We start from the raw sequence: 25,648 nt of genomic DNA, 5'->3' as shown, positions 1-25,648 counted from the left end.
GTAAATCATCATGGCCGTGACCACCAAGAAAGTTGTAAAGACCAACGCAGCCGCAAAGGCCAAGCCGGCCGCCGCCAAGAAGGCCGCCGTGCCCGCGAAGAAGGCCAGCGTCCTGTCGCGCGAACTGGCCGCCGCCAAGAAGGCCCTGCTGAAGCTGCGCGCAGATTCGAAGAAGGCCATCGAGACCGCCAAGCGCGACATCGTGCAGGTCGCCGAAGCCGTGAAGAAGGCCCTGCTGGCCGAGAAGCAGATCGCCAAGGAAAAGCTGGCCGCGCAAAAGGCAAAGGCCAAGGCCAAGCCCGCCGCCAAGAAGCCGGCAGTGAAGGCCGCCGCCAAGAAGGCCGCCGCCAAGCCGGCAGCGCCGAAGGCAGCAGCACCGAAGGCCGCTCCCAAGGCAGCCAAGAAGGCCGTCGCAAAGAAGCCGGCAGCACCCAGGAAGGCCGCTGCCGTGAAGACCGAAGCAGAAGCAGCGCCCGTCGCAGCGAAGTAAATCGCGCTGGGCCCGGCGCGGCCCGGAGATGCGCGCGGCGATCCGCGCCATGCTCCGCGCCGCGCACCTTGCTCGTGCAGACCGGCTGGCGCCTGGCCGGCCGGCACGCCAGCCCGGCATTGCCGCTTTTCCTGCCCGCCTTTCTGTCCGCCCTCCTGCCCGCGTTCTCCGCGCGCACGGCCTGGTCTTCCTTCCGCTGTGTTTTAGCCGCACTCCCGCCACGCCTTGGCCGCGCCTGAATCCCGCCTCAACTCCGCCCTGGCCGTTTCCCTCTTGCCCCGCGCATTCGCGCAGCGCTCGCGCCCGGATGCACCACCACTGACCGCCACTGATTGCGGCCGCGCATTCCCGGCGCATTCCGGCATTTCCCCTATTTGCGGAATACCAGGCTGAAATTATTCGCCGGCATCGGAATTGGCTCGTCCAGGCGAAAGCCTTCCGCTTCGCCGAGCGCGGCAATATCTTCCATATTGCGCACGCCCCATTGCGCGTCCGCGCTGCGCAATTGCGCGTCGAAGGCGGCATTGCTCGGCGCCGTGTGCTCGCCGTTGCGGCGATAGGGGCCATACAGGTAAAGCACGCCGCCGGCCGGCAGCAGGCGGCCGGCGCCGGCGAACAGCGCCTCGGCCGCCGACCACGGCGCGATGTGGATCATGTTGATGCAGACCAGCGCCTGCGCGGCCTCGATGCCCCACGGCTGCTGGCGCACGTCCAGCGCCAGCGGCGGCAGCACGTTGGCCAGCCCGGCGTGCGCGGTCCAGCCCGCGATCGAGTCGCGCGCGGCCGGCTCCGGGTCGCTCGGCTGCCAGGTCAGGCCCGGCAGCGCCGCGGCGAAATGCGCCGCGTGCTGGCCGGTGCCGCTGGCGATCTCCAGCACCAGGCCGCTGGACGGCAGGACGCGGCGCAGCACCGCCAGGATGGCGTCGCGGTTGCGGTCGGTGGCCGGGGCCATGCGGCGCGCCTGGAGTTGCTCGTCTCGTGTCGGCATCGTGTATCTCCTGTTTTTTGTGGGGCAGCGTGCCGCAAGGTTAGCAGGCATGCCCGGCGGCGCAAAACAAAATGCCCCCGGCGATCGCTCGCCGGGGGCATTTTGCCGCGGGCCCGGCCCGCGGCCTCGCGGCCACGGGTCAGGCTATTGCGCTCAAGCCTTGCTCGTCTTGACGCTGGTGGCCTCGGCGGTCAGGTAGCCGACCGCCGCGCCGAACCTGTCCTTGTAGTTGGCGCGCACCAGCGGGTCCAGCGTGGGCTGTACCTTGGCGTGGAAGGTGGCATTCCAGTCGCCGGCGTGCTGGAAGTTGTTCATGATGTAGGTCCAGCCGTTGAGCTCGTCGACCGCATGCAGGCCGGTCGATTCGGCGCCCGACGGGGTGGACAGCACGCGGGCCAGCTTCTTGGTGTCGACGTTGTAGGCCCACAGGAAGTTGTTGATGTGCTGGCCGCTGTCCTCGCCGATGAACAGGGTGCGCATCTTTTCCGAGAACTTCAGGTTGTCCGGGTTGGCGACGAGGTCCGGGTCGGCCGTGTTGCCCAGCGCATCGGCGGCGATGTCCTTGCCCACGAGCAGCGCGCTGGTGTGCACCGGCACCCATTCGCTGTTGATCGCGGCGCCGTCCAGGTCCTTCTGGCCGCCGGCCAGCTTGTGCTGCATCACGCCGCCGGCCTTGAGCGCCGCGTCGACCGAGATGTTGCTCTGCGCGTTCCAGCCCTTGGCGTTGTTCTTCACCATCGAGTCCTGGATGTTCTGCAGCGCGGAGTAGGCGATCTTGTCCTTGATGTTGACGGTGGTGCCTTCCATCTTGGTGAAGCCCATGCTGCCGCCCTTGAGGAAGGCGTAGCGGTGGGTTTCCAGGAACGCGGCGACCCGCTCCTTGCCCGGCACGACCTTGATCCACTGGGCCGCGCCGTTGGCGAAGATCTTGGTGTAGGTGTTGTCGAGCGGATCGGCGTACACCACGTCCATGATGTCGGCCGGGCGGTGCGACTTGGCCATCGCCTCGACTTCCGCGCTGGTGGCGTGGCCGAGCTTGACCCAGGTCAGGTCGGCGCCGGCGGCGGCGGGATCGATGGAGAAGCCGGTGCCGACCTTGCCCACGTACAGCGTGCCCGCGGAGAGATCCTTCTCCTTGTCGGCCACGAACAGGAACAGGCCGCTGTTGGTGGCGTCGTCGCCCATCAGCACCGTGCGGTTGTCCGGCATCACCTGCACCAGCTCGTGCGAGATGCGGCCCAGGCAGTAGTGCTTCTTGATGCTGGCGGTGCCGTCCGGGTTGACCGTGACCTCGGGCAGGTGGCCATAGAGATACGGGTTGAGCGGGATGCTCGCGTTGCCGTAGAGATTCGCGGCGTACTTGGCGTACTGGTCGACCAGGTCGAGGTAGGTGGCGTCGAGCGGGTTGGTCGCGTTGAGGAACGCGTCCGGCTCGTATTCCTCGCTCGACAGGTGCGTGTTCCACGGCGACAGGCTCGCGCCGCAGGTGATCCACAGGCCGTTGGCCGACGAGGTGTCGACGTTGTGGTACTTGACCAGGCTCAGCTTGCCGGTGGCGGGATCCTGGTCCAGCGTCAGCACGGCGATCGGCGACGGCAGGCGGCCGTACATGGTGGCGTTCGCCTGGTTGCGGGTGGTGTACTCGAACTGCACCACGGCGAACACCGTGTTGCCCTTCACGCCGGCCACCTTGGCGCCGTCGATCTTCAGCAGCGAGGTGCCGTCCGGCGAGTCGGAGAAGAACTGGCGTTCCTTGCCGGCCACGGACTTGTCGATGATCGGCTGGTTGTTGATGTCGAAGTAGCCGCCGACCAGGATCTGGCCGCCCTTGACGTCGGCCACGGTGTCGCCGGTCATGAAGAACGGCTGGTAGGCCAGCTTGTAGGTCTGGCTGCTGCCGTCGCTGAACGACACCTTCAGGCTCGAGCCGACCGTGGTGGTCGCCATCGCGGCCGGGTTGGACAGCGCCGGCGCGGACATGCCGGTGAATTCGGCGGTGCTGAAGGTCGCGGCGGGCGTGCCCGGCGCCGCGGGCGCGGCGGGAGCGGGCGCGGCCACGGCATCGTCGCCGCCGCCGCAGCCGGCCAGCAGCGCGGTCGCGCCGAGGCCGAGCGGCAGCATCGGTGCGCCGGCCAGGAATTTGAGTGCCTTGCGGCGGGAAGCATCCGGTTTGTCGATCATTCTTCTTTCCCGTTTATTTTGTGAGTGGGTGAGCGACGCACGTGGCGCCACCGTGCCGCGCGCCGATGGGGACAACGACCGCGCAGCGATCAGGCCGAGTCGCATGCTATGAACCATTTGTGACAGCTTGTTTAAACTGACTTACTTTGCAGACATCCAGGAGGCCCGCCGCGTCTGCGCGGCGCCCCCGCGCGGCGCCCCAGGCCGGGCCGGGCGGCCCGCTGCGGTACACTGGCGCACGCCCGCAGCCCGCGGCGCCGTCCTTCCGTTTTTTCCGCCCGCCGCCGCAGCCCGGCGTGGCCCGATCAGTGCCGACCTACACCCTCGCCTTTCCGCTCCAGGCCGAACTGGAAATCCGCAAGAGCCGCTTCATCGGCTACGCCATCCCGGTGGCCGACCGCGCCGCCGCCGCCGCCGAGCTGCAGCGCCTGCGCGCCGAACATCCCGGCGCCACCCATGTCTGCTGGGCCCTGCTGGCCGGGGGGCATTCGGGCATGTCCGACGACGGCGAGCCGTCCGGCACCGCCGGCCGGCCGATCCTGGAAGTGCTGCGCCACCATGAGCTGGAGGGCGTGCTGGCGGCCGTGGTGCGCTACTACGGCGGCATCAAGCTGGGCGCGGGCGGCCTCGTGCGCGCCTACACGGACGCCATCGCGGTGGCGCTGAAGGACGCGCAGCGCATCGAGCGCATCGCCTATGCCGGGCTGGTGGTGGAGGTGGACTACGCCGACGAGGCGCGCGTGCGCCGCTGGATCGAACAGGCCGGCCACACGCTGACGCACGGCGAGCACGGCGCCGCCGCGCGCCTGACGATCCGGCTGCCGGCCAGCGAGCTGGACGCCGCGCGCGCCGCGCTGCGCGACGCCACCCACGGGCGCGCGCGCTTTCCCGATCCCGATGAGGGCGACGGCGAGGGCGACGGCGAGAACGGAGCGCAGCCGTGAGCGCGGAAACGCCAGCGGAAACACCAGCGGCGCCGGTCTTCCACGCGCGCGTGGAACCGCTGGGCCGGGGCTTCGCCGCGCCGGGCGCGCAGACGCTGCTGCAGGCCGCGCTGCAGGCCGGCGTGCAACTGCCCAGCTCGTGCCGCAACGGCACCTGCCGCGCCTGCCTGTGCCGGCTCTCGGCCGGGCACGTGGGCTACCGCATCGCGTGGCCGGGCGTGAGCTTCGACGAGCGCGACGAGGGCTACATCCTGCCGTGCGTGGCGTACCCGGAAAGCGACGTGGTCATGCAAGCGCCGCTTGCCCGGCTGCGGGACGGCGAACCGCCTCCGCCTCCGCCGCCGCCAGGCACCGCATGAAGAACTGCCACGCGATGCGCAGCGCATCGGGGCCGGCGGGATCGCTGAAGGCCTGGCTGGACGGCCCGCCGCTCCACGCATGGCCCAGCCCTTCGATGCGCACCAGCCGGACATAGGGCCGGCCCGCGTCCGACCACGCGAACACGTCGAAGGGCCGGCGCTGGCCGCGCTGGACGCGGCGCGGCGCGGCGGCCAGCGGCGCGGCCGGCAGCAGTTGCTGCCAGAGCGCGGCGGCGGCCAGCGCGTTGTCGAAATCCACCACATGGTCGGCACTGCCGTGCAGCAACAGCAGCGGCGGCGGCCGGCGTCCCGCCAGCAACAGGCGCGCGGCCTGCAGGTCGGGCTGGCCCTTGCCCTGCATGACGCGCGCCGCCTGCGCGGCATTGCCGGCGCTGAGCGCCACCGCGCCCGAGTGCGAGCCGACCGCGGCGAAGCGGTCCGGATAGCGCAGGCCCAGGATCTGCGCCATCGCGCCGCCGGCCGACAGGCCCAGCGCGAACACCTCGGCTGGCCGCACCAGGCGCTGCTCGCAGACGTGGTCGACGATGGCCATCAGCAGGGCCGCCTCGGTCGCCACGCGCGCCGCCGAGCGGAACCAGTTCCAGCAGCGCTGCGCATTGGCGTGCGAGGACTGCTCCGGCATCAGCACCACGCAGCGCGCGCCGCGCGCCAGCGCCGCGGCGCGCGTGCAGGCGGCGAAGCTGGCCGAATCCTGCCCGCAGCCATGCAGCAGCACCAGCAGCGGCGCCGGGCGCGCCGCGCTCACGCCGCTCGGCACGAACAGCCGGTAGCGGCGCTGCACCAGCGGCCCCAGCCCCCAGCTGCCCTCCTCCCAGCGCCCGCCGGCCCGGCTCACCGGCGCCGCCACCGGCGAGGCCACGCCGCTGAGCACGCGCTGCGCGGCCTTGCTCATCGCCTCGCCCTGCCTGACCGCCGACTGGATCGCGCTGCGCGTGACGGTGCGCTGCGCGCGCCGCACGTTGCGCGTGGCGATCTTGCTGAGCGTGTTCCAGAGCTTCGCGCCGCTGCTCGTCCGGCGGCGTGTCATCGGAGGCCTGCCATGAGGGAGTCCCTTCTCGCGGGTGAGGATGCGCCGTAGTATGCCGCCCCGGGCGCCGTTCCCGCCAGCTTTGTCGCGTGGTGCGGCCGGCCCGCTAGGCGCCAATGCGGATCTGCGCGCTTCGCGGGAGCGGATAGTCGCGCGAAATGGTCTCCTGCAGGAATCTCGTGACGGCTTTGATGCGCGGCAGGTATTGCAGGTCTCTATGCACGGTCATCCATATCGTCCTGCTCACCTTTACCTGGCCGTCGAGAATCTTCACCAGGCCAAAGCGCTCCGCGTTCGCGAAAGACGGAAGCATCACGATGCCGGCCCCGGCGACCGCGGCAAACAATTGCGCGATCATGCTCGACGACTGGAACCCGATCTTGGGTCTGGTGATCGCCTCATCCAGCCACCTCACCGTGTCGAGCTGGATCAGGTCATCCACGTACGTGGAGAACTGGTGGTCGGGCAAGTCTGCCAGTCCCGCCGGCGTGCCGTGTTTGGACAGGTATGCCGGCGCCGCATAAAGGTGCAGCGGAAATGCGCCGGTAGGCACGACATCCAGCGATTTGCCGTCTGGCGGAAAGAAGCTCAGGAACACGTCCGCCTCGCGTTGGTTCACGTGCATCTGCTGAGTCGTTGTGACGAGTTCCACGGCAATCTTCTGAAATCGGCGCGAGAACGTCACGAACTCGCCGGCGAGGTACAGAGAAGCGATCCCTTCCATGGTGCCAACCCTGACGGTACCGGACGGTTCCTTGTGCGAGCCGCCCAGGAACTCGCCGAGCGCCACCACGTTTGACTCCATGGCCTCGACGTACTCGAGCAACGCCTGGCCGCGGGCCGTGATGTGCAGGCCTTGGTTGTCACGCTCGAAAACCGGCGCGTTGATCGCCTCCTCCAGGCGGCTGATGTGGCGACTGATCGTCGATTGGTCGCACTTCAGGCGGCGCGCGGCACCGCCAAGCGTCCCCGAGCGCGCCACCTCGAGGAAAATTTTCAGGTCGTTCCAGTTCGGATTGATTTTGGACATCGCGCGAAAGCCACTACAGGGTTTTTTGCAAGAATAACCGCGAATCCACCGAAAACCCGCTCGGCACTTTCCCTGTGCAGCCCGCCCCAGATAAGGGCGCGCAGTGCCTTGCAGATTTGCAAGGCACCGCGCGGAAGTTCCGCTTTCCACATCCGGCGGGCGCCCCTAACCTTGGTTCGTTTCTGTCCTCCCGAACGCCCAGCCTCGCATCCCCGATTTTTCGGGCCGCGACTGGCATTTCCCCAACCGTTGAGGTTCGCCATGTCCAAACAAACCGACTATCACGCGCTCTTCGATCACCCGGATTTTGCCGCGCTCGTGCGCCAGCGCCGGATCGTCGTCGTCAGGCTATTCGTCATCAGCATGGCGTTTTTCTTCTCGCTGCCGCTGGTATCGACGTTTGCGCCCCAACTCCTCCTCATCCGGGTCACGCCGTCCACCACACTTGGTCTTTGGTACAACGTGGCCCAGTACTTCATCGGCGGCGCCATCGCCTGGCGCTATGCGGTTCAGCTCAGGCGTCTCGATGCCGCGGCCGCGGCCCTCACCCGTGGCGCCGGGCAAGCCAGCCCCACGAGCCATGCCGCCGCCGCGCGGCGCGCCATCGCCTGAAGGACAGCCATGACCAAACGACTCCTTTACGCGCTGCCGCTTGCGGTCGCCAGCAGCGCCGCGCTCGCGGACAACCCCACGCTGGTCAGCGCCGACAATCGCGGACTGACCTTCGGCGTCTTCGCGGTGCTTTTCCTGCTCACGCTCGGCATTACATGGGTTGCCTCCCGACGCAATTCGACGGCAAGCGATTTCTACACGGCCGGCGGAGGCATCAGCGCGCGGATGAACGGACTCGCCATTGCCGGGGACTATCTCTCCGCGGCGGCGTTCCTTGGTGTCTCCGGGCTTATCGCGCTGTACGGCCTGGATGGCATCAGCTACGTGGTTGGCTTCTTCGTATCCTTCATTCCGGTGCTCATTCTCATCGCCGAGCCTTGCCGCAACCTTGGAAAGTTCACGCTCGGCGACGTGCTCGCGTTCCGCAACCACTTCCGGGCCACCAAGCTGGTGGTGGCGGTGTCCAGCATCCTGGTCGCGCTCTTCTACATGGTGCCGCAGATCGTCGGCGGCGCCGTGATCGTGCGGGCGCTGATCGGCATTCCTTACGAGATGTCGGTCATCGCCGTGGGTGCCTTGATGCTGATGTACGTGCTGTTCGGCGGCATGCGCGCAACCACATCGGTGCAGGTTCTCAAGGCCCTGCTTCTGATCGCCTTCTGCCTGATCCTCGTCATCCTTTCCTGGCTGCCCTACGGATTCAATATCGAAGGATTCTTCCACGGCGTGGTCTCCGATGCCGCCATCCGACAGCACGTCCAGGGGTTGCTCGCCGGCACGTCGGCGTTGAGCGTCGCGGATGCCGGCCAGAGACTGCTGGCACCCGGCCTGTACCTGAAGAATCCCCTGGAGCAAGTGTCCCTCGGCATGGCACTCGTTCTCGGGACAGCGGCGATGCCCCACATCCTGATGCGTTTCTTCACGGTGCCCGACGCGAAAGCGGCGCGCAAGTCGGCACTATATGCAATGTTCGCCATTGGCATGTGCCACCTCCTGATTGTCGTCATCGGCTTCTCCGCGGCACTGAACGTGGGACCCAAGGCCATCCTGGCGATGGACAAGGGGGGAAATCTTGCCGCGCCGATGCTCGCGCAGTTCCTTGGCGGCGGTCCCGACAGCCTGCTCGGGAATTTCATGCTCGCCATCGTTGCCGCCGTTTCATTCGCGACGATCGTGGCGGTGGTGGCTGGCCTGACCCTGGCGGCGGCGTCGGCGCTCGCGCACGACGTCTATGTCGGCGCGATCAAGAATGGCGTCGCGACCGAACGGGAGCAGGTCGCGGCAGCCCGCATCGCCACCTTGCTCATGGCCGCCATCTCGGTGGGGGCCGGCATTGCCGCCAAGGGCCAGAACGTCGCCCAGCTCGTGGGGCTGGGCTACGCGGTCGCCGCTTCGGCAAATCTGCCCGCGCTGGTCTGCACGCTGTACTGGCGCCGCTGCAACACCGCCGGTGTCGTGGCCGGCGTGGTGGGTGGAACGATTCTCTCCATCGGCCTGGTGCTCGTATCGCCCAATATGACTTACCCGCTTCTGCAAAAGGAGGCGGCGATGAAAACCGTGACAGCGCTGTCCAGGCAGATCGCCGATGCGCACGATGAGAACGTCCGCCAGAAGCTCGGCAGCCGACTTGCGAGCGAGCAGGCGCTCACGGCTTCCATCCCGGATGACGCCCGCAGCATCGTTGGGCTGCGCAGGCCGCTCATCGAACTGCGCAACCCCGGAATTATCTCCATCCCGTTTGGCTTTCTTCTTGTCTTCCTCTTCTCCCTGCTCAGCCGCAGCCGCCTTTCCGAGGCGCGTTGGGCCGAGCTTTCCGTGCGCCGTGAAACCGGCATCGGCGCGGCGCAAGCCGTATCGCACTAATCTGGTCCGGAACGAACAATCATGAATCTTCCCATCGTCAAAGTCGCGGCCGTACACGCCGCCCCCGTCTACATGAATGCGGCGGCAACGGTATCCAAAGCCGTATCGCTGATCGACGAAGCCGCCCGCCAGGGGGCGGAACTTGTCGCCTTTCCCGAGTCGTTCATCCCGGGCTTTCCCGTCTGGGCTGCATTGTGGGCACCCATCTACAATCACGACTGGTTCCGCCGCATGGTGTTGAACAGCATCCTCGTCGATGGCCCCGAGATGGCGCAGATCCAGGCGGCGGCCCGGCGCAACGGCGTCTTCGTCTCGATCGGGTTCAGCGAGAGCACGGAGGCCAGCGTGGGCTGCATCTGGAACTCCAACGCCCTCATCGGCGACGACGGCACACTCCTCAACCATCATCGAAAGCTCGTTCCCACCTTCTACGAAAAAATGGTCTGGGCGCCTGGCGATGGTCACGGCCTGAGGGTGAGCAACACGCGCATCGGACGCATCGGCGCGCTGATCTGCGGCGAGAACACCAACCCGTTGGCCCGATACGCGCTCGCGGCTCAAGGGGAGCAGATTCATATCTCCGCGTGGCCGGCAATCTGGCCGACCCGCATGCCTGGCTCGGGTCAGAACTTCGACAATCTCGCAGCCAATCGCATCCGGGCAGGCGGCCACTCGTTCGAAGCCAAGGCATTCGGCATTCTCAATGCCGGATTCATGGATAAGACCATGTTCGATCAACTCGCGGCCAGCGGCGATCGCCAGGCCATCGAGGTCCTGGAGAACACGCCTCGCGCAGCCACGCAATTCCTGGATCCGACGGGGGCCGTGATCGGCGATACGCTGCAAACGGAGGAAGGCATCGCCTATGCGACATTCGACATCAACGCCTGCATCGAACCCAAACAGTTTCACGACATCGTGGGCTACTACAATCGCTTCGATGTCTTCAACATCGAAATCGACCGTCGCCGCCTGAGCCCGGCGAAATTCTCGGCCGAGACGGCGAGCGCGCCCCGCACGCAATCGAACGGCGAACGGGCCGGCGCGCCTGAGGCAACGATGGAAGACATGGCCTGATTGGCGCCTGCCCGGGAATTCCCCGCCGATGTGATTCGACGCTCCGGTGTGGCAAGAAGAACATCGGGAACGGCAGGCGACCAAGGCGGCCAGGACAAAGCGGTATTCGCGCGGAGGAGAACACACTGCAACTGGCCGCCCCCGGAACGAGGGGCCGCGCGTGGGGAGTGCATTCCAAGGACGGCCCGGAGAATTGGGACGCGACGCCTGAGGATACATTTCGCAAGCGCATCGATGTTCAGCAGGATCTTCGATGTCCGAGGTCAGCCCCCCAGCCCGCCCTATACTACGATCATCATTTCACTGCGGGCTGAACGATGGGATACGCTCCCGGCATCAGCCAGCTCGCCGCCGGTTGAGCGCCGGTTGAGCGCAAACCGGCGCCAGCCACGTTGTTTTCCCCAGCCATGCGCCGCGAGGCGCCGCACCGAAGGAGGCAGATGCAATGAGCGACGGACTGAACGACGAAGCGCGCCAGGCACTCTGGCGCCTGATCGAGCTGATCAACTTCGACGACGCGGCCATGATCGAGAAGCAGCAGACGCTGTTCGACGAGGAGCTGGCCGACGCCGACGATGCCGACGAGATCGAGGGCCAGGAGCTGCTGTGGATCCTCAAGGACGTGATCGACTGGGAATCGGGCTTCTACGTGGACTGGAAGGACTGCGCGTCCTTCATCGGCTGCATGGACGCGCTGTGCGCGCGCGTCGACGTCACGCTCGACTGGGGCGCGGAGGACCCGGAGGACGAGGATTTCCTCGAGAGCACCAGCGTGCCCGAACTGATGGAGCTGGCGTTCGAGCAGTTGCGGGTGGCGGGCTTCACCTTGTGGAACTGGAACACGGAAGGCGATGCCTACGCGGGATGGATCGCCCGCGGCGAGGACGACGAGGAGATGATGGCGGTGGCGGAAGTGCTGGGGCTGGACATCCGGCCCGGGGACCAGCCGTATTGATGCCTGCCGGCATCCGATGCCGGCATCGCGGAATCCGCCGGGCTTGCCGCTTCACCTCCCCGGCACGGGCATGTCAGACCCGCGGCGGCGACAGCCGCGGATCGATCCGGCCCAGCGTTTCTTCCAGCACGTCGAGGAACACCCTGACGCTGGCCGGCATCAGCTTGCGCGCCGGCATCAGCACGAAGACCTTCAGCGGCGACGTGGTATAGCCGGGCAGCACCCGCACCAGCCGCCCCTGGTCCAGTTCCTCCTGCACGTAGCGCGGCGACAGCCGCGCCACGCCCAGCCCGTCCATCGCCGCCTTGAGCCGGATCTCGGCGTTCTGCGTGCGCATGCGCGGGTCCACCTGGAGGCTGAACACCTCCTTGCCGTCGCGCAGGAATTCCCAGCGGCGGTCTTCGGCATTACCCAGCGTGGGCCAGCCGTCCATGTCCTGCGGCGTGCGCGGCAGCCCGCGCGCGCGGATCAGCGAGGGCGCGGCGAAGAAACCGCGCTCGATCAGCACCACGCGCTTGCTGGCGAAGGAGCTGTCGTGCAGGCCGGTGTTGGTCATGACGAAGGCGAGATCGTAGCCGCGCTCGATCAGGTCGGGCTGGTCCCAGGTCACGTCCACTTCCACGCGCAGGTCCGGGTGCAGCCGCAGCAGCCGCGTGAGGCTGGGCGAAAGATGCAGCGAGCCGACCTCGTAGGGCGTGGAGATGCGCAGGGTGCCGCTGACCTGCTCGCTGACGGACAGCGCCTCGGCGCTGATCTCGCGCAGCTCCGTGAACAGCGGCGCGACGCGATCATAGAGCTGCTGGCCGCGCTCGGTCACGCGCACGCGGCGCGTGGTGCGCTCGAACAGCCGCACGCCGAGCTGCGTCTCGAGGCGGGACACGGCGGCGCTGGCGGACGACTTCGGCACCTCGGCCAGCTCGGCGCCCCTGGTGAAGCCGGCGCCTTCCACCACGCGGCAGAAAATCTCCCAGTCCTTCCACTCGATCGTCTTCATGCGCCGTTCCGCTCTCCGTGCCCGATGGCGCGCCGTGCGCGCGCGCCGGGCCATTGTCCCACAGGGCGAACAATAGCGAGCGATTGCACGCGGGCGTCCCCCGCTCAATCCCCGAACAGGATCACCGAGCGCGCCAGCTCGCCGCGGCGCAGTTCGTCGAAGGCGTCGTTGATGTTTTCCAGCGGCATGCGCCGCGAGATCAGTTGGTCGAGCTTGAGCTTGCCGGACAGGTAGAAGTCCACCAGCCGCGGCATGTCCACCGGGAAGCGGTTGGAGCCCATCATCGAGCCCTGGATGCGTTTCTCGGCGAGGAAGTCGGTGCCCTTGAGCTCGATCTTCACGCCCGGCGCGATCATGCCGATCACGGTGGCGGTGCCGCCGCGGCGCAGCATCGAGAAAGCCTGCTCGGCGGTCTGCTTGAGGCCGATGGCCTCGAAGGCGTGGTGCACGCCGCCGCGCGTGAGCGCGCGCACGGCGTCCACCACGTCGGCGTCGGCGGCGTCGACCACGTCGGTGGCGCCGAACTGCTTCGCCAGCGCCAGCTTGCCGGGCACGCGGTCGATGGCGATGATGCGGCCCGCGCCGGCGATGGCCGCGCCGTTGATGGTGGCCAGGCCGATGCCGCCGCAGCCGATCACCGCCACGGTCTCGCCCGGCTGCACGCGCGCGGTGTGCACCACGGCGCCCACGCCGGTGGTCACGGCGCAGCCGATCAGCGCGGCGCGGTCGAGCGGCATCTCGGGGCGGATCGCCACCAGCGCGTGCTCGTGCACCAGCATCTGCTCGGCGAAGGCCGACAGGTTGAGGAACTGGTTCATCGGCGCGCCCCTGGCCAGCAGGCGCGGTTCCTCGCCTTCGCGGCGTTTGGTGTCGGGCTCCACGCACAGCGACAGGTGGCCGGTCAGGCAGTGCTCGCAATGGCCGCAGTAGGCCGACAGGCAGGTGATGACGTGATCGCCGGGCTTGACCGTGCGCACCTCGGAGCCGACCTGCTCGACGATGCCGGCGGCCTCGTGGCCGAGCACCACCGGCGTCGGGAACGGATAGGCGCCGTCGAGGAAGTGCAGGTCGGAGTGGCACACGCCCACCGCCGCCGTGCGCAGCAGCACCTCGCGCGGCCCGGGCTTGCCGATGGCGACGTCCTCGATCACGAGCGGGGTCCTGGGTTGATGCATGACGGCGGCTTTCATGGGTCTCCTCGGCTGGTCTCGTTGTGGCCTCGTTGTGGTCTCACTGCGGCCGCGGTGCGTCTCGCTGCGCGGCAGCGCCTACCATACCGCCGAAACGCGATTCGGTGAAGCACCCGGCCCACCCCGCTGCGCTCAGGACCGCGCCGCCGCCTTGCCGTCCTGCTGCGCCGCCAGGACCTCGCTGCGCTGGCGGTGGTAGCGGCGCAGGATCTGCTGCCCGACCGTCATGCGCGAGGCCACCGGCACCGGGAAGCGCACCAGCGCGTCGAGCTTGTCGGCGGCCACCGGCTCGAACAGCACGCGCGGCTCGAACTGCGACAGGTCCATGAAGCGCGAGCCGCCATATTCCTGCAGGCTGTGCCGCGCCTCGGCCAGGAACGGCGCGCACACCGCCTCGGTGATCGCCAGCAGCTCGGCCTCCACGCGGTCCGGGTCGGACTTCTCGGGCAGCGGGATGCGCAGCGTGTCCTGCGTGTACCTGCCGGCCTGCGAGTGATTGCGCACCGCCACGGTCAGCAGCATGCTGTTGGGCACCTGCACGGTGGAGCCGGTGAACTGGCGCGTGCCGGCGATCTCCGCCAGCGTGGTGGTGAGCACGTCCATGTCCACCACCTCGCCCGAGTGCGGCCCGATCTCCACCAGGTCGCCGAGCTGGAACGGGCGCGCCATCATGCGCAGGAACGCGCCGAGGAAGCACATCACCAGTTCCTTGCCGCCGATCACCAGCGCCACCGCGAAGGCGGTCAGCGAGATCGCCACGCTCTTGAGCTCCGACACCCAGATGCCCAGCAGCAGCAGGAACACCACCGCCGCGATGGCATTGCGCGTGGCCACGGTCCAGGTGCGGTAGCTGCCGCGGTTCTCCTTGTCGGCGAGCTGGCGGCCCTGGAAGAAGCGGTTGACGAACTTCACCACCACCATGCCGGCAAGCACGATGGCCGCGCTCAGTCCGATGTGCAGCAGGTAACTGTCGTTGAAGGGCAGGTTCATTGAGGCATGTCCGAATACGGCCGGGCGGCACCGCCGGCAAGGCGGCGCGCCATGAGCAAACCCCCGATTCTAGCCATGCCGCGTGGCCGGGCCGCAAAACCCGGCCGCCGCGCGTGGCGGGGCCGGCGCGAGCGCGCCTTGTCGCGGCACGGTATGGCTTTCCCGCATCGCAGCGGTGAAGGGGGCTCCACACCGAACCGCCTGACCTATGCGATGCGCAATATGACCCTGGGGCTTTGCTTCTACGCCCTCTCGCGCACAGATACCCTGGCGCAGCCCAGCCATTGGAACCCGCCTACGGTATTTCATCACCAACGCCGGGAAAAATCCCCCTCGAGAATCTGATTTTTCCGCCCCCCAGGCCGGTGGGCCGCCAGCATCATGCCGTGGCATCGCATTGCACGGAGACCCGCCATGGCACGCCAGTCCGACCTGCGTTTCACCTTCGCCGTCATCGGTGGCGAGTCCTTCGATGTCGTCGAGTTCACCCTGCGCGAAGCCCTCTCCGAGACCTTCGTGCTGGAGCTCGATCTGGCCAGCACCAACCCCGCCGTCGACTTCGCCCAGGTCCTCGACCGCTCCGCTCTCTTCACCCTCTGGCACGGCGCGAAGCCCGTGCGCTACGTCCACGGCACCCTGTCACACTTCGCTCAAGCGGATACTGGCTTTCGACGCACGCGCTACCGCGCTATCGTCGAGCCGCGCCTCGCCCGCCTCAAGCTCTGCTCCGACTGGCGCATCTTCCAAACGCTGACCGTCCCGCAGATCGCCGAGGCCGTGCTCAAGACCCACGGCATCGACCTCGACTACGAACAACTCGTCACCAACACGCATCAGCCCCGCGAGTACTGCGTCCAGGCCGGCGACACCGACTACGATTTCATCGAGCGCATCCTGCGCGAGGAAGGCTTTTTTTATGTCTTCCACCACTCCGCCGAGGGCCACCGCCTGCGCCACAGCGACCGGCTCTTCATCCAGGGCCGCCTCGATGGCGAGCCTGTACTCTACAACCCCGCGCCCGGCGGCGATCAGCCGGAGCCCGCGCTGCGCCGCTTCATCTACGCCGAGAACGTGCGCACCGCGCGCCAGGTCCAGCGCGACTACAGCTTCAAGAACCCCCGCTACCACCAGGAGAGCCAGCGCGAGGGGGCCGACCTCGACCACCAGGGCCGCCAGTACGAACGCTACGACTACCCGGGGCGCTACAAGCAGATCGGCGTCGACGTCGGCACGGCCTTCACTACCGACCGCCTGCGCGGCCACCGCCGCGATGCCCTCCTGGCCACCGTCGAGGGCGACGACCCGCGCCTGCTGCCGGGCGTGTCCTTCGACCTCATCGGCCACCCGCGCGAGGACATGAACCGCGGCTGGCGGCCGGTACGGATGCATCACCACGGCGTGCAGACCACCAGCCAGGCCGAGGAAAGCGCCGACGCCCAGCTTGGCACGCATTATTCGTACACCGCCGAGCTGGTGCTCGACGACACCGAATGGCGCGCCGAGCCTCTGCCCCGCCCGCGCATCGACGGCCCGCAGCCGGCCGTGGTGGTGGGGCCACCCGGTGAAGAGATCTACACCGACGAGTACGGCCGGGTGAAGGTACAGTTCCCGTGGGACCGCGAAGGCCAGCACAACGAGCACAGCTCGTGCTGGGTGCGCGTGGCGCAGAACTGGGGCGGCGCGCTCTGGGGCCACATGGCTATCCCGCGCATCGGCCAGGAAGTGATCGTCGGCAATTACGACGGCGACCCGGATCAGCCGATCATCATCGGGCGCACCTATAACGCCCTGCAGCGCCCGCCCTATGAGCTGCCGCGCCACAAGACGCGCATGACCATCAAGAGTCAGACCCACAAGGGTGAGGGCTACAACGAACTGCGCTTCGAGGACGAGGCCGGCCAGGAAGAAATCTTCGTCCATGCGCAGAAGGACCAGAACATCCACGTCAATCACGACGAGGCCACCTTCGTCGGACATGACCGCAGCGAGCAGGTCCAGCACGATGAAACCATCGCCATCGGGCATGACAGAACGGAAACGGTGGGTAATGACGAGCAGGTTTCCATTGACCACGATCGCCGGCACAACATTGGCCAGGATGACTTCCTGAACATTGGTCGCAACCATACGATCATCACCGCTAAGGATCGCACCGAAGAGGTCGGCAACAACCGTCGCGATAAGTCTGGAGCCGACCACTGGATTGAGATTGGCGGCCATCGCGAGGAGACCGTGCAAGGCCATGCCTATCTACAGGCAGGGCAAGAAATCCGCCATCTCACCAAGACGTACAGAATCCAGGTGGAAGATGAATTTGTCATCGAAGGACCGGGTGGCACGTTGCGTATCAACCGTGCCGGCATCTCGCTCAACGGCGTCGCTCTCGACTTCAAGGGCTCGCTGCAGCTCAAGACCGGCGGCAGCGGCAATGGGCATGGCGTAGCAGGCTCCCCGGCGCCGGGACTCAGCCTGGATCGTGCTTGCGGAATGCGTGCCGACGGCAGCTGCTCACGCGTACCGTGTCCCTGTGGAAAGGGAGCAAGCTGATGCACCAGTCGTATATCGATGCCGGCTGGCCGCGGCAGGTTGTGCGCGTGATTGACACGCCGAACTGGGCGCAACTGGAAACCGGCCTCACCGCGTGGCTCTGGCTCAACGGCGCTCATAGCACGGAACTGGAGAGCGAAGTGCAGGCGCTGACTGGCCCTTTCTCCTTGTATTGGGTGTGGCGCGGAACCCCGCGAGAGTACGAGCCCCCCGGCTACAGGCGGGGGCCTATGCTCCTTCCCCTCAGCGCACCTCTGCTGGAGAAGTTCATTAGCGCCTGGGGGCCTGAGCAGGCGGGGCTCATCCTAGTAGGACCGGCGGAGCCTCAGCCACTACTGCAACACATACAAGCGCTGGACCACTTCACCGGCTCAGATGGTCAACCCATCGCTTTCCGCTTGGACGCCCTGCGGACCTTGGAGGAAATATGCGAAGCCCTTCCCTCCGAGCAGCTCGCCCGTGTATTCGGCCCCATCCAGAGCCTTATCTGGCATGCCGGCCAGAATGTGGACGAGTGGTTGCGAATACGAACCCCCGTAACCGCGTCCGGCGATCTCCAAGACGGGCAGCAGATCGCCCTCACGGGTAGCGACGAGGCCGCCCTGAATCTCGCCAGCCGTGCCTGGTTCATGCGCGATTTCGCGTGCCTCATGACCCGGCGTTTCCCAGTGTTTTCCACGAAAGAAGACCAGCTGCGCCTGCGCCGGCAACTGACGATTTTTGTTGACGAGGCAAACAGCTTCGGTTTCAGCCTGGAGCGCGACCTCCGGTTCTACATGGAATTGCGCCTACGCTACACGCAGAAAGCCTTTGTCGAAGACCGGCTGATACAAGATTTGCTGCGCCAGACCAGCATCCAGGGGCTGCAACGACTGTTCGACATCAGTGACCGGCTGAGCCAGACCTCGGTCACCTCCATATAGAGAGATTCGGAGCCATGACCAGCCCGGCATTCAAGCAGGCACTGCAGCCTGACAACCCATGCGCCAAGACTCTCAACGCCATCTCATCGCCGCCTTGCGAGCATGGTGTACCTCTGTACCCATTGCGCTACGGCATAGCGACACAAGCGTACAGCGCCTCGGTCTTCGCCACGCTTAGCGTGGAGGGCTATCCCGGTCTACAGAGCAACATGGCCTACGGGCTGCGCGTGCTACGGCCAGGCAGCTATGTCTACCTGTTCTACTTCCAGGATGGCCGAATGAAGACCCGCCATTACCTGGTCACCGAAGATGTTCGCTTCGCTCACCTATGGTGGACTGAGGCGGACTACAACGACGAGGCACCCGGAAGCCGCGTCCGCCCGGATGTGACGAAGGCCACCACCTATCTGCTGGCCCCCGAATCCAGTGTTGCCCAGACGGTATACGTGATGGTGAGCGACACCATTCTCACCCACGCCACCCTCTGGAAAATCGAGCAGGATACGGATGGACTGCGAAAGCGCCTCGCAACCGAGGTGCGGCCTGCGGGTGGGCCGGAGCAAAAGAACGCCTTCAATGCCGTGCTGCTAGGCACCGCCACCCGGGAGCTGCTGTCGCCTGGATTCTACGGGCAGCCCAGGCACTTTCCCTGGAGCGAAATCAAGCTGCCTAACAACATGGCGGACTTCAATTTCATCTTCGGTGAGCTGCACCGGGCGCTTGCGCCACGCAAAGACGTCATCCCCCTGGCAGTGGTTCTCCATGACTTCATCGGCTTGGCCAGCGAACTCAACCACCTCTGCGCCACGGAAGTTGGAAAGCGAGATCACTACCAGGCCACCAACAAGCATCGTCTGCAGAGCGCGGCGCTCATCACCAGCTACTTCAAGCAAGCCGAGAGCGGCGCCAAGACACCGGACATGCGCGAAGCAATCGAACGCCAGCGCAAGCTGGTGGACCTCAAAGGCGCACAAGGCTTCAAGTCGCTCTACGAACAGAAACTGAAGACCTTCGAAGACCCCATCGCCAAGACCGGAGCGGATGTGGCGGTCTGGGTTGGGTTGATGACGCAGACCGGCCTGGTAGGCAAGGCGTTGAGCTTGTTCGACCTCTCGTGTGCCGGCAACGCACGTGACTACGAGCAAGCCGTACTCAACTGCCTGGCGACGACCCCCAGCACCGATGCTGGCATCCAAGCGCTGACCAAACACATTGAGGCGAACCCGGCGATCAGTCCGCTATGGCGCGCGCTGAGTGCAGGCGACATGTCCTTGGAGAAGCGCCTGACCAACTCGTTGAGCATCGCCAAAGGCGTGTTCGACATGGTTGACAAGATGCTCGACGAACGCCCCGGCACCATCGTCACCGACCTGCTGACACGCCTGCTTTGGCCCTATTTGGCCAAGGGGTCCAAGCAGCTGGCTGAAGTGCAGGTGCGCCGCCTCCGGCACGTAGGCGAGCGGCGCTTCGGCATTGTTGTCGGCCACCGTGACGTGCCGGGTGAACAGTACACGGGATGGGCCCTGGAACTGCAGGGCTACACCGAGATGGGCGATATACAGAAGCGCTGGAACATTCACCTGGACGAAGCACCGGGCCCGCTACCAGGCACGCGACAGCGATCCGTCACCGAGTATGTCGAGGTGTGGGAATGGGAGACCGTTGCTTCCACCACCGTCACCGGGCAGCCGAGGCCGATGCCGGCGGAAGGCAATCCGCTATTGCGCAACCTGAAGCGAATGCAGGGGCCTGCGGGTGCTGTGTTTACCGGGATTGGCGCTGGGTTGGCGATTTGGGGAGTAAGGAACGCTACGGAAGCGCGCAAAACAGATAAGAGCATTATCACTGCCACGTCGTTGATGGGGTCAGTTTTTGCACTTATCAGTACTTCGATCGAGGTTTGGGCCCTTGCGGCGTCGTGGAGAGCAAGTAGCAAGGGAAATGCGGTACTGGCTCGTTCCATCAGGATTTTCGGCGTCAAGTGGGGCACCACCGTTCTTGGTGCTGGAGCCGCTGCTGTGCTCGCGCTCACTGATGGCTTTAGGGCAGCCCAAGCTAACCAAGATGGGAACCCAGAGCAGGCAGCCTTGTATTTGGGAGCGGCGCTTGCCGGTGGAGTGGCCGCATTTGCCACAGCGGCAGGTGGTGCTGCAGCTGTCGCTAGTCTGACGGGGGCCGCGGCTCCAGTGTGGACGCTGGGAATTACCCCCTTTGGTTGGGCAGCCATCATCGTCGCATTCTCGGGTCTAGCCATCTACATGAGCATCAAGTCCGAAGATGCAGAGCACGGACCGATGGAAGTCCTTTTGAAATACTCTGCGTGGGGAAGATACACACCCAGGTATTCCCTGCCAGGTGAGATGACTGCGTGGCACAGCCTGCTGTATAGCCCACAAATTAGCGCAAAGTGGGAACAGGCCCATGGTTCGGTCGGAACACTGCGACTGCGCTGTACCTTACCTAGCTCCGTGTTCGGTCGTACGGATTTTCGCACGATCCTGCAGGTTCGTTTGAAAGGTAAGACGCTGTCCCAGTTTCGTGCGGAAGATGCCCTTGCAAAGCCTGGGACAGAGATCAACCTCGACACTCACTATGTGATCGCTCCGTTGACTGATGGCGTGGGAGTAGAGCGAGGTTGGCGCATTGGCATGCATGAAGATGCTCAGGTCGAGCTGCAATATTTGTATCGGCCTGACGTAGAGTCGCGCCCCACCTTGGCATTGGAGCAGCCAGATGCGCCAAATCCCTTGGTGTTCACGTCGTCTGGTTGGTTCTCCAAGACGATCGATCCGGCAAAACTTTCCCCGGTGACAAAGCCCAAATGAAGTCCTACGAAAAAGTAAGAAAACTGCCTGCTGGCTTATTTCTGGGTGCGGAGCCGCTACCTCGCGCCAGGTCAAACGAACCCGTCTTAGCGGACCCCCTTCATATTCGGGATGAGCTTGGCGTGCGACGAATGAACGAAGATTGCCTGGAATTAGGGTCAGGCGGTCATCTCGTCAAGAACATCTATGGCAGTGCGATTGGCATTCTGTTTGTGGCGGGTATCGGGTGCGGGCTCGTGTATATGGTCCTCATACCTGGCCCCTACTCAGCGATGGATTGGCTGGTCATATCATTGACGCCACTTTTCGGCGCTGCAGTTGGAGCTCTCATGTACGCAGGTACTCGGGGCATACGCGGCAGCTATGTCCGCGTGAATCGCAAGACGCGGAAGATCTACTACGTCTTCCCCCGCAATCAGCAATTGGTCACGCTGGACTGGGACGAACTGCAGCCCATGGCCGGCTATGTCCCCATTGTCGGGGCGGGCGGTTTCACCAGCCGCCATCCCCTTTGCCTGGTCGGCGTTGACTGGACGCAATCCCCACCAGGAGAGGTTTCCGTTTCCTGCGGCAACCTGGGTTGGCGCGACCAAGGCGAGTCCGCACGCGGGCTTTGGGACTACATGCAGCGGTTCATGGAAGACGGGATGCGCGGGTTGCCCGCGCCCCCTCCGCTACCGCCTCCGATGTCCCGCAAGCAAACCTTTCTGTACGGCTACCGCCAGTGGGCGACGAAGTTTCGCGACGACCTGGCCACGCCCAAGGGCAAACGCTGGGCGCTGTTGTGGGCACCGGCCAAGGTGTTGTGGCTCATCACCATGGTCTTCCCGGACAGCATCGGCGACTACCTCGACTACACCATACCCGAGATCCGGTTCCCCAAGGAAATCGACCAACTGTGCGGGTTTGAATCCAGTGGTCGCACTGAGTAGCGACGCAGGAGGCCTTCCCCTCCAAGCAAGCAGATAGCGAGGCCGTCAATTCAAGGAGTCCACCATGATCTGCGCCTACTCGTACCCCGGCTCGCGGCTGATGGTCTGCTGCGCCACGCGTCGATGGCGCTGTTCGGGCGCCAACGTCCATGCGGACAGTCTGCCCGCCGCCAACGCCTCCCATCCCATCAGCATTTGATAGCACGGCTGCGCATGTTCACGCTGGCCGCGGCGCGGGCGACTAAGGCATCCGCCGCGACGGCTCAGGGCGGCGCCGGACGGGACGGTGAAGACGCGCGCGGCGCCGCGACCGGAGGCCGGCCGGCGCGCGCGCGGAACAAGCGGAACAAGCGGGGCATGCGCGCCGCGCGCGGCAAGCCGTGCCGGCCGCGCGCGGCGGCCAGCAGCAGCGCGGCCACGCCTTCGATGCCCATGCAGATGAGGAAGTACAGCAGCGCCACCGCGCCGAACACCTGCGCGGCGTAGCCCATGCTGCGCCCGTTGACCTGCGCCGCCGCCGTGGACAGTTCCACCACGCCGACGATGTAGGCCAGCGACGTGTCCTTGGCCAGCGACACCCACACGTTGCCCAGCGACGGCAGCATGGCGCGCAGCGTCTGCGGCAGCACGATCTGCCACAGTGCCTGCGGCGGCGTCATGCCGAGCGCCAGCGCGGCCTGGCGCTGGCCGCGCCCGATCGCGTCGAAGCCCGCTTCCATGACCTGGGCGATGTACGCCGCGCCGATCAGCGCGAGCGCCAGCACCACGGTGCGCACCTCGCCGACGTGCACGCCGGCCAGCATCGGCAGCAGGAAGTAGGTCCAGAAGATCAGCATCAGCACTGGGATCGCGCGCAGGCCGGCGAGCAGCGCGCGCAGCGGCCGCGCCGGCGCGGTGGGCATCAGCTCGAGCAGCATGGCCAGCCCGATGCCGAGCACGGTGGCGCCGGCGCAGGCCAGCACGGCGATCCACAGCGTCAGCGCGGCGCCGGCCAGCGGGCCGTCGGGGAAGGTGCCCTTGAGCAGGTAGGGCAACTGGGCCAGCACCACCGCCCAGCCGCCGGCAAGCGCCTCAGGCACGGGCCGCCTCCGTCCAGCCGAGCCGGCGCAGCAGCGGCGGCGCGGCGGCCTGCAGCAGCAGGATCAGCGCCGCGTACAGCAAGGTGGCCAGGCCGAAGGCCTGGAAGGTCATCAGGCTGTCGGTCTCGACCTGGCGCGCGGCGTAGGACATCTCGGCAAAGCCGATCGCCATCGCCAGCGAGGTGTTCTTGATGGTCTGGCAGAGCTGCCCCACCATCGGCCGCGCGGCGATGCGCAGCGCCTGCGGCAGCACCACGCGCCAGAACGCCGCCGCCGGCGTGAAGCCCAGCGCCAGCGCCGCGGCGCCCTGCCCGGCGGGCACGTTGGCCAGCCCGGCCTCCAGCTCGCGCGCGTAGAACGCGCTGGCATACAGGCCGATGCCGATCAGGCTGGCCAGCGCCTCGAGCGACGGCGCGGGCAGGTGGATGGCGCCGAGCCGCACGCCCTGCCAGTCGTACAAGGCGCCGATGGCGGCGTCGCCGAGCAGTTGCGCCGCGCCGAAATACCAGAAGAACAACTGCACCAGCAGCGGCGTGCGGCGCAGGAAGCCGACCGCGCCGCGCGCGGCCAGCCGCAGCGGCGCGAACGGCACCAGCGCCAGCGCCAGCCAGACCGCGGCCAGCACGCAGCCAAGCGCGAACACGGCGGCCGACAGCGCCACCGTGAGGCCGAAGCCGGAGACGATCCAGCCGACGTACTTCGCCGGCAGGGGCTGCATCAGGATGTCAAGCACCGGCATGGCCATCCTTCACGCCATCCTTCACGCGGCAGGGACAAGCCGGCCGCGTCACTTCACCGTGCTGCCGATGGTGAAGTCGCGCGCCAGCGGCGCGGCGCTCTTGGGGCCGAACCACTTGTCGTAGATGCGCGCGGCGGTGCCGTCCTTTTCCAGCGCCAGCAGGATGCGGTCGATCTCGGCGGTCAGGCGGTCCTCGCCCTTGGGCACGCCCACGCCCATGTACTCGCGCGTCAGCGTGAACGAGGAAATCTCGAACTGGTCCCTGTTGGGCAGGGTGGCCAGCAGCGCGCCGAGCTTGGCGCCGTCCTGCGCGAAGGCCTGGATCGCGCCGCTGCGCAGCGCGGTCAGCGCCAGCGGGGAGTCGTCATAGGCGATCACGCGCGCGTCCGGGTACTTCTGGCGCAGCGTGGTTTCCTGCGTGGTGCCCTTGTCCACGCCCAGGCGCCAGGTCTTGAGGTCGTCCGGCTGCTTGAGCGTGCCCTTCCTGGCGATCAGCTGCAGGCCGCTGGCGAAATACGGCGTGGAAAAGCCGATCTGCTGGCGGCGCTCGTCGGTGATGGTGAAGTTGGCGGCGACGATGTCCACCTTCTGCGAGGCCAGCAGCGGGATGCGGTTGGCCGGGTTGGTGGCGCGGAACTCGGTCTTCACGCCCAGGCGCCTGGCGATCTCGGTGGCGTAGTCCACGTCGAGGCCCGCCGGCGTGGTGCTGCCCGCCTCGACGAAGCCGAACGGCGGGTTGGCGTCGAACACGCCCACGCGCAGCACGCCGGCCTTCTTGATGTCGTCGAGCCGGTCGGCGCGGGCCGCGCCCGAGGCCAGCACCGAGATGCCGAGCGCCAGGCTCAGCGCGGCCTTGATCAGCGGGGAGGAAATTCGCATGGATGTCTCGCGATGGTTGTGTTGGCGAGACGATAGCGATCCCTTGACCCCAAGGGAACGAAGGGTTTTGCAGATGGTTATTCCGTGCAAAAATACTAGCTTGGCGCACCGCAGCAAACACTGTGTGGCGCAAAAATGTCCCTGAAGACCGTCGCCGCGGATGCCGCGGCGACCAACAGGAGAGCCCGAACCCATGTATCACGGAGAGCGCTTCAACGGCTACAGCCACCTCGCCGGCGCCATCCTCGCCGCCGCCGGCTCCGCCGTCCTCGTCACCTCCTCCGCCCTGTACCACGACGCCTGGAAGGTCGTCAGCTCGGTGGTCTACGGCAGCACGCTGGTGTTCCTCTACACCATCTCCACGCTCTATCACAGCCTGCGCGGCCGGCCCAAGGACATCCTGCGCCGGCTGGACTACTGCGCCATCTACCTGCTGATCGCCGGCAGCTACACGCCGTTCGCGCTGGTCACGCTGCGCGGGCCGTGGGGCTGGACGCTGTTCGGCGTGAACTGGGGGCTGGCGGTGATCGGCATCGCGCAGGAGCTGTGGATCGGCAAGCGCACGCGCATCTTCTCGCTGCTGATCTACGTGCTGATGGGCTGGCTGGTGCTGTTCGCGTTCGGCCCGCTGGTGGCCGCGCTGCCCGCCGGAGGGCTGTACTGGCTGGTGGCCGGCGGCACGCTGTACACGGCGGGGATCGGGTTCTTCCTGTTCGACGAGAAGGTGCGGCACTTTCACGGGATCTGGCACCTGTTCGTGCTGGCGGGGAGCGCCTGCCAGTTCGTGAGCATCTTCTGGTACGTGGGCTAGGGCGCCCGCCTTCCCGATGCCGGGGCAGGGCGGCCCGCCTTGCCCGCGCGTGCCGCGCCCCCGCCGCCGCCGCCGCCCAATAACATGCGTCCAGCCGCTTGCCGGCCAGCCCGGCGCGCCGGCTCCCTGCCAGCGGCGGTCGATTCCCTTCCCTGCCATCCGCTGCCCCGCGCGGCCGTCCCCCGGACGGCC

23 protein-coding genes are annotated in these 25,648 nt (G+C 66.6%); 13 read left to right on the top strand and 10 right to left on the bottom strand.

All coding sequences use genetic code 11. The annotated features are described in order from the left end of the window. The first annotated feature begins 10 nt into the window (after nucleotides 1-10). Nucleotides 11-490, top strand: a complete 480-nt coding sequence (locus K206_RS0109645) for a hypothetical protein (protein WP_020202209.1) — start codon at nucleotides 11-13, stop codon at nucleotides 488-490. A 370-nt stretch (nucleotides 491-860) separates the two neighbouring features. Here the strand turns inward: K206_RS0109645 and K206_RS0109640 are convergent, their stop codons facing one another. Continuing rightward, the gene (locus tag K206_RS0109640) at nucleotides 861-1,478 is read right to left on the bottom strand and encodes a DUF938 domain-containing protein (protein WP_029043419.1); all 618 of its coding nucleotides are present in this window, start codon (nucleotides 1,476-1,478) and stop codon (nucleotides 861-863) included. Between the two features lie 153 nt (nucleotides 1,479-1,631). Next, a complete protein-coding gene (locus K206_RS0109635; protein WP_020202207.1) occupies nucleotides 1,632-3,659 on the bottom strand; it encodes a PhoX family phosphatase in 2,028 nt (675 codons plus the stop codon). Between the two features lie 308 nt (nucleotides 3,660-3,967). Here K206_RS0109635 and K206_RS0109630 point away from each other — a divergent pair, with 308 nt between their 5' ends. Together K206_RS0109630 and K206_RS0109625 are read left to right on the top strand one after the other, a co-directional pair. Beyond that, entirely contained in the window at nucleotides 3,968-4,603 is a 636-nt protein-coding gene (locus tag K206_RS0109630; protein ID WP_020202206.1) for a YigZ family protein, read from the top strand. Beyond that, nucleotides 4,600-4,962, top strand: a complete 363-nt coding sequence (locus K206_RS0109625) for a 2Fe-2S iron-sulfur cluster binding domain-containing protein (protein ID WP_052165832.1) — start codon at nucleotides 4,600-4,602, stop codon at nucleotides 4,960-4,962. The genes K206_RS0109630 and K206_RS0109625 overlap by 4 nt, the downstream gene beginning before the upstream one ends. Here K206_RS0109625 and K206_RS0109620 read toward each other — a convergent pair. Both K206_RS0109620 and K206_RS0109615 read right to left on the bottom strand, forming a co-directional pair. Then, nucleotides 4,889-6,010: a PHB depolymerase family esterase gene (locus K206_RS0109620; RefSeq protein WP_020202204.1), complete on the bottom strand. Its 1,122-nt coding sequence runs from the start codon at nucleotides 6,008-6,010 to the stop codon at nucleotides 4,889-4,891. The two genes, K206_RS0109625 and K206_RS0109620, sit on opposite strands and share 74 nt — an antisense overlap. Nucleotides 6,011-6,116: 106 nt before the next feature. Further along, nucleotides 6,117-7,040, bottom strand: coding sequence for a LysR family transcriptional regulator (locus tag K206_RS0109615; protein WP_020202203.1), 924 nt, complete (start codon nucleotides 7,038-7,040; stop codon nucleotides 6,117-6,119). 261 nt (nucleotides 7,041-7,301) lie between these two features. Between K206_RS0109615 and K206_RS0109610 the strand changes: the two genes are divergently transcribed. The 4 genes from K206_RS0109610 (at nucleotide 7,302) to K206_RS0109595 (ending at nucleotide 11,547) form a co-directional block, all read left to right on the top strand. Further along, nucleotides 7,302-7,652, top strand: coding sequence for a DUF485 domain-containing protein (locus K206_RS0109610; protein ID WP_020423729.1), 351 nt, complete (start codon nucleotides 7,302-7,304; stop codon nucleotides 7,650-7,652). A 9-nt stretch (nucleotides 7,653-7,661) separates the two neighbouring features. After that, complete coding sequence (locus K206_RS0109605) at nucleotides 7,662-9,515, top strand: cation acetate symporter (protein WP_020202201.1); 1,854 nt, start codon at nucleotides 7,662-7,664, stop codon at nucleotides 9,513-9,515. A gap of 21 nt (nucleotides 9,516-9,536) precedes the next feature. Continuing rightward, the gene (locus K206_RS0109600; RefSeq protein WP_020202200.1) at nucleotides 9,537-10,592 is read left to right on the top strand and encodes a carbon-nitrogen hydrolase family protein; all 1,056 of its coding nucleotides are present in this window, start codon (nucleotides 9,537-9,539) and stop codon (nucleotides 10,590-10,592) included. 445 nt (nucleotides 10,593-11,037) lie between these two features. Continuing rightward, nucleotides 11,038-11,547 (top strand): hypothetical protein, encoded by a 510-nt coding sequence (locus tag K206_RS0109595; RefSeq protein ID WP_020202199.1) that lies wholly within the window; start codon nucleotides 11,038-11,040, stop codon nucleotides 11,545-11,547. Nucleotides 11,548-11,620: 73 nt separating this feature from the next. On the opposite strand, the gene K206_RS37880 is transcribed toward K206_RS0109595, so the two are convergent. The 3 genes from K206_RS37880 to K206_RS0109580 all read right to left on the bottom strand — a co-directional run bounded on the left by K206_RS37880 (nucleotide 11,621) and on the right by K206_RS0109580 (nucleotide 14,721). Further along, nucleotides 11,621-12,541 carry a LysR family transcriptional regulator gene (locus K206_RS37880; RefSeq protein WP_020202198.1) on the bottom strand — a complete coding sequence of 307 codons (921 nt, stop codon included), beginning with the start codon at nucleotides 12,539-12,541 and terminating at the stop codon, nucleotides 11,621-11,623. 104 nt (nucleotides 12,542-12,645) lie between these two features. Then, nucleotides 12,646-13,731, bottom strand: coding sequence for a Zn-dependent alcohol dehydrogenase (locus tag K206_RS0109585; protein WP_020423728.1), 1,086 nt, complete (start codon nucleotides 13,729-13,731; stop codon nucleotides 12,646-12,648). A 132-nt stretch (nucleotides 13,732-13,863) separates the two neighbouring features. Beyond that, nucleotides 13,864-14,721, bottom strand: coding sequence for a mechanosensitive ion channel family protein (locus K206_RS0109580; protein WP_020202196.1), 858 nt, complete (start codon nucleotides 14,719-14,721; stop codon nucleotides 13,864-13,866). Nucleotides 14,722-15,135: 414 nt separating this feature from the next. Between K206_RS0109580 and K206_RS0109575 the strand changes: the two genes are divergently transcribed. From K206_RS0109575 to K206_RS44640, 5 genes are all read left to right on the top strand, one after another. Then, on the top strand, nucleotides 15,136-17,268 hold the full coding sequence (locus K206_RS0109575; RefSeq protein WP_020202195.1) for a type VI secretion system Vgr family protein: 2,133 nt from the start codon (nucleotides 15,136-15,138) through the stop codon (nucleotides 17,266-17,268). Then, complete coding sequence (locus K206_RS0109570) at nucleotides 17,268-18,191, top strand: hypothetical protein (protein ID WP_020202194.1); 924 nt, start codon at nucleotides 17,268-17,270, stop codon at nucleotides 18,189-18,191. The genes K206_RS0109575 and K206_RS0109570 overlap by 1 nt, the downstream gene beginning before the upstream one ends. Nucleotides 18,192-18,205: 14 nt before the next feature. Then, complete coding sequence (locus tag K206_RS0109565; protein ID WP_155888017.1) at nucleotides 18,206-21,016, top strand: toxin VasX; 2,811 nt, start codon at nucleotides 18,206-18,208, stop codon at nucleotides 21,014-21,016. Continuing rightward, on the top strand, nucleotides 21,013-21,948 hold the full coding sequence (locus K206_RS0109560) for a DUF6708 domain-containing protein (RefSeq protein WP_155888016.1): 936 nt from the start codon (nucleotides 21,013-21,015) through the stop codon (nucleotides 21,946-21,948). Before K206_RS0109565 ends, K206_RS0109560 begins: the two co-directional genes overlap by 4 nt. Nucleotides 21,949-22,012: 64 nt before the next feature. Next, nucleotides 22,013-22,147, top strand: coding sequence for a hypothetical protein (locus tag K206_RS44640; RefSeq protein WP_020202191.1), 135 nt, complete (start codon nucleotides 22,013-22,015; stop codon nucleotides 22,145-22,147). A 64-nt stretch (nucleotides 22,148-22,211) separates the two neighbouring features. On the opposite strand, the gene K206_RS0109550 is transcribed toward K206_RS44640, so the two are convergent. From K206_RS0109550 to K206_RS0109540, 3 genes are read right to left on the bottom strand one after another with little or no spacing between them, the layout of a single operon-like run. Then, nucleotides 22,212-23,027, bottom strand: coding sequence for an amino acid ABC transporter permease (locus tag K206_RS0109550; protein ID WP_020202190.1), 816 nt, complete (start codon nucleotides 23,025-23,027; stop codon nucleotides 22,212-22,214). Continuing rightward, the gene (locus K206_RS0109545; RefSeq protein WP_020202189.1) at nucleotides 23,020-23,772 is read right to left on the bottom strand and encodes an ABC transporter permease subunit; all 753 of its coding nucleotides are present in this window, start codon (nucleotides 23,770-23,772) and stop codon (nucleotides 23,020-23,022) included. Before K206_RS0109545 ends, K206_RS0109550 begins: the two co-directional genes overlap by 8 nt. 42 nt (nucleotides 23,773-23,814) lie before the next feature. Beyond that, nucleotides 23,815-24,645, bottom strand: coding sequence for an ABC transporter substrate-binding protein (locus K206_RS0109540; RefSeq protein ID WP_020202188.1), 831 nt, complete (start codon nucleotides 24,643-24,645; stop codon nucleotides 23,815-23,817). Between the two features lie 193 nt (nucleotides 24,646-24,838). Here K206_RS0109540 and K206_RS0109535 point away from each other — a divergent pair, with 193 nt between their 5' ends. Beyond that, nucleotides 24,839-25,456 carry a hemolysin III family protein gene (locus tag K206_RS0109535; RefSeq protein WP_020202187.1) on the top strand — a complete coding sequence of 206 codons (618 nt, stop codon included), beginning with the start codon at nucleotides 24,839-24,841 and terminating at the stop codon, nucleotides 25,454-25,456. Nucleotides 25,457-25,648 lie beyond the last annotated feature (192 nt).

This window comes from Cupriavidus sp. WS, from assembly GCF_000395345.1.
In the GTDB taxonomy this organism is placed as follows: Bacteria; Pseudomonadota; Gammaproteobacteria; order Burkholderiales; family Burkholderiaceae; genus Cupriavidus; species Cupriavidus basilensis_B.
The sequence above is the reverse complement of the archived record's forward strand: the minus strand, read 5'-3'. Positions and strand labels throughout refer to the sequence as shown.